This window comes from Methylobacter sp. S3L5C (assembly GCF_022788635.1).
Classification (GTDB): Bacteria; Pseudomonadota; Gammaproteobacteria; order Methylococcales; family Methylomonadaceae; genus Methylobacter_C.
Map to the genome: position 1 here is coordinate 1,740,950 of NZ_CP076024.1, position 14,688 is coordinate 1,755,637.

Here is a 14,688-nt window from a genome sequence, read left to right on the forward strand (position 1 = left end):
CGTGATGAGGCCTGGGGGATGTAAGCAAGAACAAGCAAGACACACTGGGGCTATAGCTCAGCTGGGAGAGCACCTGCCTTGCACGCAGGGGGTCAGCGGTTCGATCCCGCTTAGCTCCACCAATTCTATAACGTTTCGATTCGCAAAACGAATCAGCAGAGACCTTATAGAATTGGTGTATATACTTTATACACGAATAGCTCTTTAACAATTTGGAAATCTGTAACAACGTAATCTTGATCTGTAAAGGTGACAGGATTACGCAACGAGTTCGAGTACACAGACGAAGTCAGCAAATAGTAGCAAGGCTAGCAACATTAAGCAATTAATCAAGCAAAACCGGCGACTAGATAGCGAAACAACAGAAAAGTACGCGAATGAGTTCTCAAAAACAGAAAAAAGCGATTAAGAAAGCTGATCGGTATAACACGTAATGCTGTTAACCGACTGGCCAGGCAACAGAAAACACCCTGTTGGCTGGTGGGTCGGCGAAAACAGACTTATTGGGGTTATATGGTCAAGTGAATAAGCGCATACGGTGGATGCCTAGGCAGTGAGAGGCGATGAAGGACGTTGTAGCATGCGATAAGTCTCGGGGAGTTTGCAAACTAACTTTGATCCGAGAATTTCCGAATGGGGAAACCCGGCGTGCATCAGCACGTCACATTACAGTGAATACATAGCTGTATTGAGCGAACCCGGAGAACTGAAACATCTAAGTACCCGGAGGAAAAGAAATCAACCGAGATTCCCCTAGTAGCGGCGAGCGAACGGGGATTAGCCCTTAAGTTGTATAGTTGTTAGTGGAACAGTCTGGAAAGTCTGGCGATACAGGGTGATAGCCCCGTACACGAAAACGCTATACAGTGAAAACGAGTAGGTCGGAGCACGTGAAACTTTGACTGAACATGGGGGGACCATCCTCCAAGGCTAAATACTCCTTACTGACCGATAGTGAACCAGTACCGTGAGGGAAAGGCGAAAAGAACCCCGGAGAGGGGAGTGAAATAGATCCTGAAACCGTATGCGTACAAGCAGTGGGAGCACCCTCGTGGTGTGACTGCGTACCTTTTGTATAATGGGTCAGCGACTTAATCTCAGTGGCAAGCTTAACCGAATAGGGGAGGCGTAGCGAAAGCGAGTCTTAATAGGGCGTTTAGTCGCTGGGATTAGACCCGAAACCGGGCGATCTATCCATGGCCAGGCTGAAGGTGAGGTAATACTTACTGGAGGGCCGAACCCACGTATGTTGAAAAATGCGGGGATGAGCTGTGGATCGGAGTGAAAGGCTAATCAAGCTCGGAGATAGCTGGTTCTCCTCGAAAGCTATTTAGGTAGCGCCTCGTGTATAACTGTTGGGGGTAGAGCACTGTTTCGGCTAGGGGGTCATCTCGACTTACCAACCCGATGCAAACTCCGAATACCAACAAGTTTGAGCACGGGAGACACACGGCGGGTGATAAGGTCCGTCGTGGAAAGGGAAACAGCCCAGACCGTCAGCTAAGGTCCCAAAATCTATGCTCAGTGGGAAACGATGTGGAAAGGCCCAGACAGCCAGGAGGTTGGCTTAGAAGCAGCCATCCTTTAAAGAAAGCGTAATAGCTCACTGGTCGAGTCGGTCTGCGCGGAAGATTTACCGGGGCTAAGCATAGTACCGAAGCTACGGGTTCATCTTTTAGATGAGCGGTAGAGGAGCGTTCTGTACGCCTGCGAAGGTGAACTGAGAAGTTTGCTGGAGGTATCAGAAGTGCGAATGCTGACATGAGTAACGATAATGGGGGTGAAAAACCCCCACGCCGAAAACCCAAGGTTTCCTGCGCAACGCTAATCGACGCAGGGTTAGTCGGTACCTAAGGCGAGGCTGAAAAGCGTAGTCGATGGAAAGCAGGTTAATATTCCTGCACTAGTAGTAACTGCGATGGGGTGACGGAGAAGGCTAGGTCAGCTGACGGTTGGAAGTGTCAGTTTAAGCGAGTAGGGAGGGTTCTTAGGCAAATCCGGGAACCTCTATTCTGAGACGTGATGACGAGACTCTCCTCGGAGAGACGAAGTGATTGATGCCATGCTTCCAAGAAAAACCTCTAAGCTTCAGGTTACTAGTAGCCGTACCCCAAACCGACACAGGTGGGTGGGATGAGAATTCTAAGGCGCTTGAGAGAACTCGGCTGAAGGAACTAGGCAAAATGATACCGTAACTTCGGGAGAAGGTATGCCCTTGGTAAGTGAAGTCCCTTGCGGATGGAGCTGAAGAGGGTTGCAATAAAATGGTGGCTGCGACTGTTTAGCAAAAACATAGCACTCTGCAAACTCGGAAGAGGAAGTATAGGGTGTGACGCCTGCCCGGTGCTGGAAGGTTAATTGATGGGGTTATCTTCGGAGAAGCTCTTGATCGAAGCCCCAGTAAACGGCGGCCGTAACTATAACGGTCCTAAGGTAGCGAAATTCCTTGTCGGGTAAGTTCCGACCTGCACGAATGGCGTAACGATGGCCACACTGTCTCCAGCCGAGACTCAGTGAAATTGAAATTGCGGTGAAGATGCCGTATACCCGCGGCTAGACGGAAAGACCCCGTGAACCTTTACTATAGCTTGACACTGGACTTTGAATCGATTTGTGTAGGATAGGTGGGAGACTTAGAAGCCGGAACGCTAGTTTTGGTGGAGTCAACCTTGAAATACCACCCTGGTTTATTTGAAGTTCTAACCTGGATCCATTATCTGGATTGGGGACAGTGTCTGGTGGGTAGTTTGACTGGGGCGGTCTCCTCCTAAAGAGTAACGGAGGAGCACGAAGGTACCCTCAGCCTGGTCGGAAATCAGGCAATGAGTGCAATGGCATAAGGGTGCTTGACTGCGAGATAGACACATCGAGCAGGTACGAAAGTAGGTCATAGTGATCCGGTGGTTCTGTATGGAAGGGCCATCGCTCAACGGATAAAAGGTACTCCGGGGATAACAGGCTGATACCGCCCAAGAGTTCATATCGACGGCGGTGTTTGGCACCTCGATGTCGGCTCATCACATCCTGGGGCTGAAGCAGGTCCCAAGGGTATGGCTGTTCGCCATTTAAAGTGGTACGCGAGCTGGGTTCAGAACGTCGTGAGACAGTTCGGTCCCTATCTGCCGTGGGCGTTTGAGATTTGAGGGAAGCTGCTCCTAGTACGAGAGGACCGGAGTGGACGAACCTCTGGTGTTCCGGTTGTCATGCCAATGGCATTGCCGGGTAGCTACGTTCGGACAGGATAACCGCTGAAAGCATCTAAGCGGGAAGCCCCTCCCAAGATGAGATCTCACTGGGACCATGAGTCCCCTGAAGGGCCCTGGAAGACTACCAGGTTGATAGGCACGGTGTGGAAGCGCAGTAATGTGTGAAGCTAACGTGTACTAATTGCCCGTGAGGCTTGACCATATAACACCCAATCAGTTTGGGCGAGTTATACGCCGGGACGGTTAGCAATAACTGTTCTGGCCAGCCGATTATCGCTAATCACTGTAAAAAAGAACACAAAAAAAGCAGCAAAAAGTTAGTTGATATGAAGCTAACCAAAAAAGTGTTACAGATTTCCAGCGTTGTGTTTAACCGCACAGCGAAGACCGTCGACAGGCAAATAAAATAGCCTGCGACGACACCAGTTTGCTTGGTGACCATAGCGAGCGTGAACCACCCGATCCCATCCCGAACTCGGAAGTGAAACCGCTTAGCGCCGATGATAGTGTGGCAGTTTGCCATGCGAAAGTAGGGAATTGCCAAGCGCTTAAATTAAAAACCCAAGATAATCTCTTGGGTTTTTTTTTGCCAAAAATTTATACGTAAACTCAGACATGGTAGTCGTGGAATTTGCTTTATATAGAAAATACATCACTATGAATAATAAGGTATAATTTAAACTTTTCGTGGTAACTCCAGTAAATAAAGCATGTCAGAAACACATCCAGAATTGCAACGGCGTCGTACATTCGCCATCATTTCACATCCAGATGCGGGTAAAACCACCATTACTGAAAAACTCTTGTTATTCGGTGGTGCTATTCAGCTTGCCGGTTCGGTAAAAGGGCGTAAAGCGGCGCGTCACGCGACCTCTGACTGGATGGAGATGGAAAAAGAACGAGGTATTTCTGTTACCACGTCAGTAATGCAGTTTGAACATAATAATTGCATTATTAACCTGCTCGACACTCCCGGACATGAAGACTTTTCGGAAGATACTTATCGAACGTTAACTGCGGTAGATTCAGCGCTGATGGTAATAGACGTTGCCAAAGGCGTTGAAATGCGCACGATTAAGTTAATGGAAGTGTGTCGGTTACGTACTACGCCCATTCTTACCTTTATTAATAAATTGGATAGGGAAGGACGTGAACCCATTGAATTAATGGACGAAGTCGAAAATGTATTAAAAATTAAATGTGCACCTATGACATGGCCTATTGGCATGGGTAAACGCTTTAAAGGGGTTTATCATCTTTATAAAGATGAAATTCATTTGTTTAGCGCACAACATGGCGGAAAAATTGCTGAAGCCCAAGTTATCAAAGGTTTAAATAATCCCAAACTGGATGAATTGCTTAAATATCAGGCAGAAGAATTACGGGACGAAATTGAATTGGTTAAAGGTGCCAGTCACGAGTTTGATCTTGAAGACTATCTGGCAGGAAATTTAACGCCGGTGTTTTTTGGTTCTGCCGTCAATAATTTCGGGATTCTTGAGTTACTGGATGCCTTCTCGGAATATGCGCCATCACCCAGGCCAAGACAGGCCGAACAGCGAGTCGTTTCCCCTGAAGAGGAAAAATTTACCGGTTTTGTATTTAAAGTTCAGGCCAACATGGATCCATCTCATAGAGACCGGGTTGCGTTTTTGCGTGTATGTTCCGGTAAATTCGATAAAGGCATGAAGGTTCATCATGTTCGCATTAATAAAACTATTCAGGTTGGTAATGCCATCACCTTTCAGGCAGACACCCGTAAAAGCGTAGAAGAAGCATATCCCGGTGATATCATTGGTTTACATAACCACGGCACCATTCAGGTTGGTGATACTTTTACTCAAGGTGAAATACTTAAATATGGCGGTATTCCTTATTTTGCTCCTGAATTATTCCGTCGGGTTATTTTAAAAGATCCGCTGAGAGCCAAAGCCTTACAAAAGGGACTTGTGCAACTGACTGAAGAAGGCGCAACGCAGTTATTTAAACCATTAAAAAATAATGACCTTATTCTGGGTGCAGTCGGTATTTTACAATTTGACGTTACCGCATTTCGACTGAAAGGCGAATATAATGTTGAATGTGTTTATGATGCTGTGCCCATCTCAACGGTGCGCTGGGTCAGTTCTGACAAGCCCGCTAAACTTGAAGATTTCAAGAAAAAAGCATTTGATAATCTGGCTGAAGACGGTGGTGGTTATCTGGTTTATCTTGCCAATAGCCGGGTAAATTTACAGTTGACAGAGGAACGTTGGCCGGATATTAAATTCAGTGCTACCAGAGAATTATAGGTAATAGTTTAACCTTGCAAAAATCAATCCCAAAGCCAAGTGCTTGGGGATTGATTAAATAACGAGCAAACCTTGGTACTATAAATATTAAAGACGCGTACGTTATTAGATAGAAGGTTTAATCAGTCAGGCGTTTACTGATACGAGCGTAAGCATCTTTCAACTCTTCACCCACTATTTTAGCTTTGGCTATAAACTCTTCCGATGTTTCTTTTGATTCATCAGCGATCTCAGCCGCCTTGATTTTTAGGGTATCCCAATGTTTATCTGCTTCTTCAAATTCTTCCTTGGCTTCCATAGAAGCGAGATGAAGTTTTAGCGTAATTTCATCACGTTCTGATTTCAACTTTTCCAATAAATTATCAAATTCTATTTTGACTGACATGATTTACCTCATTGTTACTTGATTAAAAATTCGGAGTATCAGGAATAAAAACATTCTATCCTAAAGGTTTTTATTATTAGAAAGCTATTTAGTGATCCACAACTTGCTCTTTTCAAACTATATCATAGCTTAAAAATTTTGCATGGTCTTTATTCTGGTGCGATTAAAAACCATGGTCTATTTTTGTGCAGCGGTTATAAATCGATTTCCGGATAAGGTAATACTCCAGAGAGTTATAAAAAACGACAATTTATAGATTCAAAAACAGCACAGGTTAATCTTCCTGATGCATAAGCACCGGTGTCTAAACCGATACGATTATGAAGAATTTCCGGCTCATCAGTGATGGTATGTCCATGTACGATGATCTTGCCGTGAAATAAGTCGCTAGTTAAAAATTCTTCCCGAATCCACAGCATATCTTCAGGGCGTTGAAGATGAAGTTTAATTTTAGGTTTAATGCCGGCATGTACAAAAAAATAGTTACCTATTTCATATTTAAGGGCTAAGTGTTCAAAAAAATCTGAATGTCTGGCGGGTAATTTTTTTTTAAATTCAACTTGTAATCGTGCTAAATCAGTTAAAGTTGGAATGCCATCAATATGCACACCGTAACTTGCCAGTGTTGACAGGCCGCCAAATTTGAACCAGTCGTGAGCAATTAAGGCGTCTTTACCCAATAAAAATTGTAATAAAACCTGTTCATGATTACCTAATAAAAATACTTTTTTAAAGTCAGGAAAATTATTTCCTAACAAACAATCAACAACTTGTCTGGATTGATTTCCTCTATCGATGTAATCACCCAGATAGACCAGTATTTTAACACCCTCAAAATGTGCGGCATCAAAGCTGATTTTCTGGTGAGCTTCTAACAATAAATCTAAGCGACCATGAATATCGCCAATACAATAAAGCCTGTGGTTTTTTGGTAAGCCAGGGACGGAGGGCTCATTTTTTTTTGAGCATAGAATTTTTTTTAAGATAGATTTCAAAACAGTATTAGATTTTTTCCAGTCATCAAGTGAATAAGGCAATTTCCTAAGAAGAATATACCCAAGTCGCTGGCCTTTTTATTCATTGTCTGCGTTGTCAAAATATTTACGTAGCAAGCTACGCGCCTGTTTTTCCGCCTTGAAAATAAAAAAAATTCTGAGCCACTTGGGTATATTCATTCTTGGATATCGCCTAAATTAAAGCCTCTTTAAAGAGTCGTTTTTAGTTTTAACAGGTAAGGTAATAAATTAAATTGAAACTCAGCCATAACTAACTAACTAACTAACCAACCAACCAACCAACCAACCAACCAACCAACCAACCAACCTGCGTGATTGTTTGGTTATTAGCTTACACGTTTTTTTTTATAATTTGCATTATAGTTTTTAGTTTTGTAAGTATTTAACGATAGTTATGTTAGTCTGTCCATGATAATCAAGGGATTCATAACAATATGCAAAAACTGTTTTTGTTACCCATATTATCTAGCGTTAGCCGCTTCCTAATTTTTATAGTCCCGTTATCTTTTATTTGATTTCCATCATGACTACTGAAGTTGTTTGATTGACCACTCCAAAAACGTAATTTTTGAGAATTTTTATGACATCATCATTCAAGAGTTCGCAGGATAAAAATAAAGGCTTAACATTACGAACATTACTGCGCGATGCGACTCATCACCATCACTTACAGCTCAATCGACATCTGTTACTCGCGGGACTGACGCAGCCAAACTATCCGTTAAGCCATTACCAGACTCTGCTATGCACTTATTATCAGCTTTATGCCTTACTGGAAGGGCGTATCAATTTATTTCTTAAAGGTCATTTGGTAGCATTTAATTATAGCGAACGCAGCAAGTTATCCTGGCTGATTAAAGATCTGGATTTTTTTCAAATTGATATTCTGGCTCTGCATACTTTGTCACAAACCGCGACCGATTTTTTAAAAATAGAGACTATCGGGCAACTGGTGGGAGTGCTGTACGTGGTGGAAGGATCTACCTTGGGTGGGCAGATGATTTCTCAAGTGTTGGCAAAAAATTATAGTTTTAGGCATGATGCCGGTAGTTGTTTTTTTATCGGTTATGGCGAAAAGACAATGACCTTCTGGCAACAATTCATTGCTTTTTCTGATACCCTTTCGGGCGATAAACACGAATGCCAAGCCGCAGTTGAGGCAGCTGGCCAGACTTTTCAATTATTTAATCAGGTTCTGGATGACGTTGTGCATCAAAACTACATGACGGTATCTTAAGCGATGAATAAGGTAAATCAACAGGCGCTGGAACAAGCTTTACAACTCTGTGCTGCAGAGCCCATTCATCAGATTGGCAATATTCAGCCGCATGGTGCAGTACTGGTTTTAAGTGCGGACAGTCAGCGCACCATACTTCAGGCTAGTGCCAATATTAACTGTTTTATTGATTTTTCTGGCGATGTTGTACTTGGTAAATCACTGGCAGAATTGATAGGAACTTCTTCAGCATTACATATTGAGCAGTTGCTTTTCGATACCCCAATCCACCACCAGGCTACCTGTTTAATCAGCGTTTATCAGTAACAAATATCGGTAGACCTTGATGTACATATTTATAGTGCCGGTGTTTTCTGGGTATTGGAATTATGCAATGACGATGGTTTGCCCAAGCGAGAAAAACTGGGTGAACTGCTTATGCACATGCAGAATTCACTACTGGCTATCGAATCAGGTACTGAAACTACCGGTTACTTTGAACAAGTGACAGGATTGGTGCAAGCGCTGACCGGCTATGATAGTGTTATGGTTTATCGTTTTGAAGCTAATTGGGACGGCGAGGTTATTGCGCAAAGTCGCATTGAAGCTGCCAAAGCCTATTTGGGTTCACGATTTCCTGCCAGTGATATTCCGCCACAGGCCAGGTACTTGTACACTAAAAATCTGGTACGTATCGTTGCGGATGCCGGCGTTAAACCGGTTCCTGTAGTACCGGTATTAAATCCGGTCAATCAACAACCGCTTGATATGACTTATTCAGCACTGCGCAGCCTTTCTCCGATCCATTTAGAATACCTCGGCAATATGGGGGTTCAGGCATCAATGGTAATTTCACTGCTGCAAAACGGGCGCTTATGGGGTTTGATTTCTTGCCATCACATGACCTCAAAACGGGTGTCGTTTGCCATGCGGGAAGCGGCCGTATTTATTTCCCGAATGATATCAACAGAACTAACCTCGATTGAGATGAGGAATGAGCGCTTGCTGCTCAACAAAGTCTCGTCTATTAAAACGACGTTACTTAAATCCATCCTCATCCATTCTGAAATAGAGGTTCTGGGCAGTTTAAGCGCTGATCTACTTAATTTAGTGGATGCTTCAGGTATGATTGTTGTTGTCGAAGGTCAGCGTTATTTTCAGGGTCAGGTACCTGAACCTGAAGCTGTTGACGCGCTTCTGAACTGGTTAAGCTTGCAGTCAATAACCGACGTTTTCAGCTGCGATCATCTGTCAAAACAGTTTCCTCCTGCCAGCGCTTATACAGAAATTGCATCAGGAATCATAACAACGGCACTTTCAAGCGATATGTGTAATTGCCTTATTTGGTTGCGCAAAGAGAAACAACGCACAGTCAAATGGGCAGGTAGTTACGAGCAAGGTCTCGTACAAACTGCGGCTGGAAATTTCCGTCTTAATCCTCGCAGTTCCTTTGAAAGTTGGTCGGAATTATGGCGTGGATACAGTGACCATTGGACTGCAGCTGATATCAATATTGTTAATGCCTTAGGGAAAACCTTGTCGGAAGGGTTAGCGCAGAAACATAACGATCAATTGGCAAAAAATGAACGTGACAGCTTGCGGAAACTTAACCTTGTGATGGAAGCTGAGCGTGCAGAGGTCTTGGGTCGCCTGCAGAAAATTGCCGACCAGTTACCGGACATGATTTTTCAACTTCATTTGAGTGTTGACGGAAAAACCTCTTTTCCTTTCGTCAGCGAAGGCATTCGTGACATATATCGACTAGTCCCTGAGGACGTTAGCGAGAATGCATCAAAACTGTTTGCTTTGGTTCATCCAGACGACTACGACGACTTTATTGCCGTCACCCACGAATCGGCTCTAAATTTAACCCCGATTAGCCATGAATTCCGTGTGAAGTATGACGATGGCACGGAGCGCTGGCTGTTTCGAAAGTCTCAGCCGCAACGAGAAGCTGATGGTTCTACACTTTGGCATGGTTTCACTACAGACATTACCGAACGCAAGCAGTCGGAAGACAAGCTGCGACTTAACAATGAAGCTCTGAAAGTAATCACCCAGGGTGTCCTCATCGCCAGTAATGACCAGAGTATCTTGTGGGCTAATGATGCTTTTGCATCAATTACCGGTTATAGTCAGGCAGAAATTCTGGGCCGGAATTGTCGATTTGTTCAAGGCCCACTTACCGATCTACAAACGTTGAACGAGATTCGTGTGGCGTTAAAAAGTTTGAAGCCATACTTCGGCGAAATACTCAATTACCGCAAAGACGGCACTATCTTCTGGAACGAACTGACGATTTCTTTTGTGTTTGATGCGCAAGGTCAACTGACTCACTTTATTAGTACGACTCGTGATATCACCGAGCGTAAGTATCAGGAACAGCAGGACCGGGAGCATTTAAGCCAGCTTGCCCATGTCACTCGTCTTGGTTTAATGGGTGAAATGGCTTCCGGGATTGCTCATGAAGTCAACCAGCCTCTGACTGCAATCGCTACCTATTCACAAGTTAGCTTAAACCTGATGAAAGCTGAAAATCCTGATTTGATCAAGCTTGCCGAGATTTCATACAAAACCCAGCAACAGGCATTAAGAGCGGGGCAAATCATTCGTCGCTTGAGAGACTTTGTTAAAGGCAATACAAAACAAACCGCGTGCATTGATATTAACGAATTAATAAATGAAGCTGCCAACTTATGTCTATCTGAACTTAAACACGGCAACATCACGCTATCAGTTGAATTACAGCAAAACTTGCCGTTTGTGATTGTTGATACTATTCAAATTGAACAGGTCATCATAAATCTGCTTCGAAACAGCGCCGATGCCTTGGAAAGTTGTCTCGAAAACCAGCACCGTAAAATATCCATTCATAGTCTGTTAATGCCCAATGAGACTATAGAAGTCAGGGTAAAAGACAATGGCCCCGGCATTGATGACGAGCAGCAACAAAAAATAATAATGCCTTTTTACACTACCAAGTCTGACGGCATGGGCATGGGATTATCAATCAGTCGCTCCATTATTGAGGCTCATGAAGGTACTTTGCGATTCAACAGCAAAGTGGGAAAGGGCACTACATTTTATTTCAACCTGCCAATAGAGAGCAAAGCGGGTCAGTATTAATCATAGATTAACATTGATTCTTTCAACCAGCATAACCCAAGGTAAATAGCATTTTGTCGGAATGATTACTACCGGGAGAATCGTCTTCGACGCCTAAAGCGGTAACAATACGATTCATACAATTAATAATTGAGCAGATACAAACAGAATCAAAATAAGCGTGTTCATCCCAGCCTGCATCGAATATTTGTTGAGCATCGGCAGGCGTTATTTTGTCAGGTGTAAGGGTTAGTTTTTTTATAAAACGGAGGATTGGTTTTAGTTTGTCATCTATTTTGGGACTGTTGATATCCGTTTTTAAGGCGGTAAATACCGATTCATCAAGACCTGAAGCCACCGAAGCGGCTTTATGGAAGTCATAAGATATACTGCATTGATTTAAATCTGACGTGTAAGCAAACAGTAACTCACGTATTCCCTTGCTGAAAGGTGAAAGGTTACCCATGATTTCTTCCATGGCCTTGAACATCAACACCCGACGACGCGGATATTTTTCCAGTATATCTGACAAGGTATTAAGAGCCGGGCTTGACGTTTTATTTAACATGATAGCTCCTGATGATAGCGGTATACACCCGATAATTGATTGCTATATCCGGTTAAACTGCCAGGAGGTTGCCAGAGAATAGGAATTGTGCGAGGGGAAGCCATTTTTAGTCGGATTTTTTGGTCATTTGAGGCGAATAGTTGTGCCATTAAACGAAAATCTGGCAGAAATGGCTTTTCCGCAGTCGGTTTTCTATACTCGGACAGCCTCTGTAAGATATTAAAAATCGAAACTTTCAACTTCTGCGATTAAAAAAAGTGGTGTACCGCCAGTTGAAATAGTAACGGCATGTTGCGCTGTTTCCTGACCGCCAAGTGAGTTTAAACAAGTCTCCAGATCTTGCATTGACGGGAAATAAATTTCGGCAATACGATGAAAAGGTGTTTGTTCGAGACCTACCGCAACTTTAATAAGAGAGGCAACAAAGCGGGTTTTACCAGCCAGTTTTTCTATGGCCATCGGGACATGCTCTTGGGCATAGCGATGTTCAAAAGTATCAATATCGGTAGGCGTTGGGTACATCACAATCAATTTTGCTGCTTTCATGGTCTGCTCATATTGTTTTCTTTAATGGAGATCCACTATATATTGAAAGGTAAGCGTTTGTATAATACCGGCTTTCTATGGAACAATAGGTTTTTTCTATACTAAGAGCGTTATCATGGAAATACAGCAAATCCGTTATTTTTTGGCAGTCTGTGATCATGGCACCATCACGCATGCGGCGCAACGTAGTTATGTCTCGCAGCCGTCGTTGACTCAGGCAATAAAAAAGCTGGAAGATGAAATAGGCGGAGTGTTGTTCGCACGAACTCGTTCAGGTTGTCAGTTAACGCCGTTAGGCCGTATGGTTGAACCCAATTTCAGGCAAATTTATAAAGACCTTCAGGCAACCAAAGCAGAGGCAATTCGTTTTACCCGCTTAAATACCATTCCTTTACGTATTGGCCTAATGAAAACGATAGGCTCACAACGCCTGAGTCCTTGTTTGGCAGGGTTTCAGCAAGATTTTCCAAATATCGAACTGGAATTAATTGTCGACAGCGAAGTCGCTTTATTAAAGCAACTGGATTTGGAATTACTGGATATCGTAATCAGTGCGCCTATACATACTTTGGCAGCACCGTATCAATCAAAAGTACTCTACGAAGAACGCTATGTAGTGGCATTTAGCGCTACGCATCGCTTTAATCAATTGCAAAAAATCGATCTTAAAGCTCTTCAGTCAGAACCTTATTTAGACCGGCTAAACTGTGAGTTAAGGGAAGGTTTGAAAGAGGTGTGCCACAATCAGGACATTGATCTTTATGCGGCTTATCGCAGTAACAGCGAAGAATGGATTCTGCGTATGGTAGAAGAGGGGATCGGTGTTGCATTAATGCCCGAATATACCCTGCCGAAGGAGGCAACCAACATCAGTTATCGTTATCTTGTTGAGCCGGCAATCAGTCGTCAGCTTTATGTGATTTACATGCAGCAGATATCAGTAAAGTCCGAATTACAGGCATTGATTAGCCATTTAAGCCTTGCATAAAATGGGTTGTTGGCTCTGAATGCTGTTAAACGGTAAAAACTAGTGAGCTTGCTTTATCGGTGGTGAAGCAAAAGGCCGGGCCAGTGGCTCACCGACAAAAATGCCTTGTCCGGGTTCCGAAACACTCTTCCAGTAAGCCTCAATCAAAGAATTGCCTCGCAGATAATAATAGAGCAATATACCGGGATGAGAAAATTTGACCGGATAGTTACAAGGCTCGACGACAGCGCCATAGCTGGCAGTCGCTCCCGCAGTTATCCAGTCAAGAATATTCATTTGATTGCTACCCGTCAAAACGCCACCTGTTGAGGTTAAATGATCGGCGATTGCCCCCGGTAGATAAGTGTTTTTGTCAATATTGGGTACTTGCATTAAACCGGTAAAATAAAACATAACATCAGTTTTGTTTTCAAGTGAATTTTGTTCCAGATAATTAACGGGCCATTGCCCTGCAAATACTTTGGCCACTTCAGGAAAATAAATTGCTCGCGTACTACGTGCCTGATCGCTGGTTTTTAATAAATACGCCGAACCTTGGGGACGAGTGAAATCAGAGGCAACTCCACGATCAATCAGACGCTTGACGTCTTCAAAAGAGCGTCCAGCCAAAGTCATGGTAGGACGCCAGCGATAATCGGTAAACGGTTTTTGACTATCAGATGAAAAATAAGGGCTTTTACGAGTTTCCTCACAAACCTTCGCACAAAAGGCTTTGTCAAAACCCGCTGCAAAAGCGGTAGTAATCGACATGCAATCAACACGAAAAGGCTTTAGCCACGTCAATACAAATGCTTGTACCTGATTCGGGGTTTGTTTGTCTACCTGGTGTTTAAGGACGGCAAATTCTTTTTTTGACAAAGCGTTAGCTGATGCATCAAAGCGGATATGAATAATATTTTCCGGTGGAATCTGCCGTATGTCTTGATAATAATTGGTAATACGAATACTTAAGGGGTCTTCATCATTTACAATCACAGCCAGTTGTTTAGACGTTAGCGCTGGCAAAGGCCGGTATAGTAAAGGAATTGTTGCAGCATGCAAGATGTCGGTGAAAAATAATAAAACCAGTGCTAAAGTAATAAAGTTAGGTTTTTTTATCGGCATTCTTTAAGTCCCTTCATATTAAATTGTGGCACAGCTTCGTTTTTTGATTCTAGATATATTACTATAAGCGCACGTCAATATTACAAAAATATGTAGATAGTTTTACGAGTGCAGAAAAATCGTCTGGAGTGTGTGCTTAATTTAACTACTTGATATTTGGTAAAGCATTAAAGATATTTTGCCAGAATAATTTTCATTAAAAAGTCACATTTGCTTTATATTATAAACGTTCCGCCACTTATGTTGATAATTCCAGTATCAAA

Annotated in this window: 10 protein-coding genes, 1 tRNA gene, 2 rRNA genes and 1 pseudogene; 9 read left to right on the plus strand and 5 right to left on the minus strand. The window is 43.2% G+C overall.

Annotated elements, in window-relative coordinates; all coding sequences use genetic code 11:
* Positions 1-46 precede the first annotated feature (46 nt).
* The 4 genes from KKZ03_RS08035 to KKZ03_RS08050 all read left to right on the plus strand — a co-directional run bounded on the left by KKZ03_RS08035 (position 47) and on the right by KKZ03_RS08050 (position 5,497).
* Positions 47-122: transfer RNA gene (locus KKZ03_RS08035), tRNA-Ala, on the plus strand.
* 393 nt (positions 123-515) lie between these two features.
* Positions 516-3,408, plus strand: a 23S ribosomal RNA gene (locus tag KKZ03_RS08040).
* A 228-nt stretch (positions 3,409-3,636) separates the two neighbouring features.
* A 5S ribosomal RNA gene (gene rrf, locus KKZ03_RS08045) occupies positions 3,637-3,752 on the plus strand.
* A 164-nt stretch (positions 3,753-3,916) separates the two neighbouring features.
* A complete protein-coding gene (locus KKZ03_RS08050; RefSeq protein WP_243220990.1) occupies positions 3,917-5,497 on the plus strand; it encodes a peptide chain release factor 3 in 1,581 nt (526 codons plus the stop codon).
* A 118-nt stretch (positions 5,498-5,615) separates the two neighbouring features.
* Here the strand turns inward: KKZ03_RS08050 and KKZ03_RS08055 are convergent, their stop codons facing one another.
* Both KKZ03_RS08055 and KKZ03_RS08060 read right to left on the minus strand, forming a co-directional pair.
* A complete protein-coding gene (locus tag KKZ03_RS08055) occupies positions 5,616-5,882 on the minus strand; it encodes a hypothetical protein (RefSeq protein WP_243220991.1) in 267 nt (88 codons plus the stop codon).
* Positions 5,883-6,115: 233 nt separating this feature from the next.
* Positions 6,116-6,919, minus strand: a complete 804-nt coding sequence (locus KKZ03_RS08060; RefSeq protein ID WP_243220992.1) for a metallophosphoesterase family protein — start codon at positions 6,917-6,919, stop codon at positions 6,116-6,118.
* A gap of 240 nt (positions 6,920-7,159) precedes the next feature.
* Here KKZ03_RS08060 and KKZ03_RS22000 point away from each other — a divergent pair.
* The 4 genes and pseudogenes from KKZ03_RS22000 to KKZ03_RS08075 form a co-directional block, all read left to right on the plus strand.
* Positions 7,160-7,213 (plus strand): annotated as a pseudogene (locus KKZ03_RS22000) (PT domain-containing protein); the annotation flags it as partial.
* A gap of 265 nt (positions 7,214-7,478) precedes the next feature.
* On the plus strand, positions 7,479-8,135 hold the full coding sequence (locus KKZ03_RS08065) for a biliverdin-producing heme oxygenase (protein WP_243220993.1): 657 nt from the start codon (positions 7,479-7,481) through the stop codon (positions 8,133-8,135).
* Positions 8,136-8,138: 3 nt separating this feature from the next.
* Positions 8,139-8,441, plus strand: a complete 303-nt coding sequence (locus KKZ03_RS08070; protein WP_243220994.1) for a hypothetical protein — start codon at positions 8,139-8,141, stop codon at positions 8,439-8,441.
* Between the two features lie 54 nt (positions 8,442-8,495).
* Complete coding sequence (locus KKZ03_RS08075) at positions 8,496-11,240, plus strand: PAS domain S-box protein (protein ID WP_243220995.1); 2,745 nt, start codon at positions 8,496-8,498, stop codon at positions 11,238-11,240.
* 22 nt (positions 11,241-11,262) lie between these two features.
* Here KKZ03_RS08075 and KKZ03_RS08080 read toward each other — a convergent pair whose 3' ends face one another.
* Both KKZ03_RS08080 and KKZ03_RS08085 read right to left on the minus strand, forming a co-directional pair.
* Positions 11,263-11,787 (minus strand): carboxymuconolactone decarboxylase family protein, encoded by a 525-nt coding sequence (locus KKZ03_RS08080; protein WP_243220996.1) that lies wholly within the window; start codon positions 11,785-11,787, stop codon positions 11,263-11,265.
* 219 nt (positions 11,788-12,006) lie between these two features.
* Positions 12,007-12,333, minus strand: coding sequence for an EthD family reductase (locus KKZ03_RS08085; protein ID WP_243220997.1), 327 nt, complete (start codon positions 12,331-12,333; stop codon positions 12,007-12,009).
* A 115-nt stretch (positions 12,334-12,448) separates the two neighbouring features.
* On the opposite strand from KKZ03_RS08085, the gene KKZ03_RS08090 reads away from it, so the two are divergent.
* A complete protein-coding gene (locus KKZ03_RS08090) occupies positions 12,449-13,321 on the plus strand; it encodes a LysR family transcriptional regulator (protein ID WP_243220998.1) in 873 nt (290 codons plus the stop codon).
* A gap of 39 nt (positions 13,322-13,360) precedes the next feature.
* Here KKZ03_RS08090 and KKZ03_RS08095 read toward each other — a convergent pair whose 3' ends face one another.
* Positions 13,361-14,425 carry a TIGR03790 family protein gene (locus KKZ03_RS08095; protein WP_243220999.1) on the minus strand — a complete coding sequence of 355 codons (1,065 nt, stop codon included), beginning with the start codon at positions 14,423-14,425 and terminating at the stop codon, positions 13,361-13,363.
* Positions 14,426-14,688: the final 263 nt, after the last annotated feature.

Bases quoted from the DNA above. Each gene is read 5' to 3' on its own strand.
- KKZ03_RS08050 (WP_243220990.1), top strand. From the start codon at position 3,917: ATGTCAGAAACACATCCAGAATTGCAACGGCGTCGTACATTCGCCATC.
- KKZ03_RS08055 (WP_243220991.1), bottom strand. From the start codon at position 5,882: ATGTCAGTCAAAATAGAATTTGATAATTTATTGGAAAAGTTGAAATCA.
- KKZ03_RS08065 (WP_243220993.1), top strand. From the start codon at position 7,479: ATGACATCATCATTCAAGAGTTCGCAGGATAAAAATAAAGGCTTAACA.
- KKZ03_RS08070 (WP_243220994.1), top strand. From the start codon at position 8,139: ATGAATAAGGTAAATCAACAGGCGCTGGAACAAGCTTTACAACTCTGT.
- KKZ03_RS08080 (WP_243220996.1), bottom strand. From the start codon at position 11,787: ATGTTAAATAAAACGTCAAGCCCGGCTCTTAATACCTTGTCAGATATA.
- KKZ03_RS08085 (WP_243220997.1), bottom strand. From the start codon at position 12,333: ATGAAAGCAGCAAAATTGATTGTGATGTACCCAACGCCTACCGATATT.
- KKZ03_RS08090 (WP_243220998.1), top strand. From the start codon at position 12,449: ATGGAAATACAGCAAATCCGTTATTTTTTGGCAGTCTGTGATCATGGC.
- KKZ03_RS08095 (WP_243220999.1), bottom strand. From the start codon at position 14,425: ATGCCGATAAAAAAACCTAACTTTATTACTTTAGCACTGGTTTTATTA.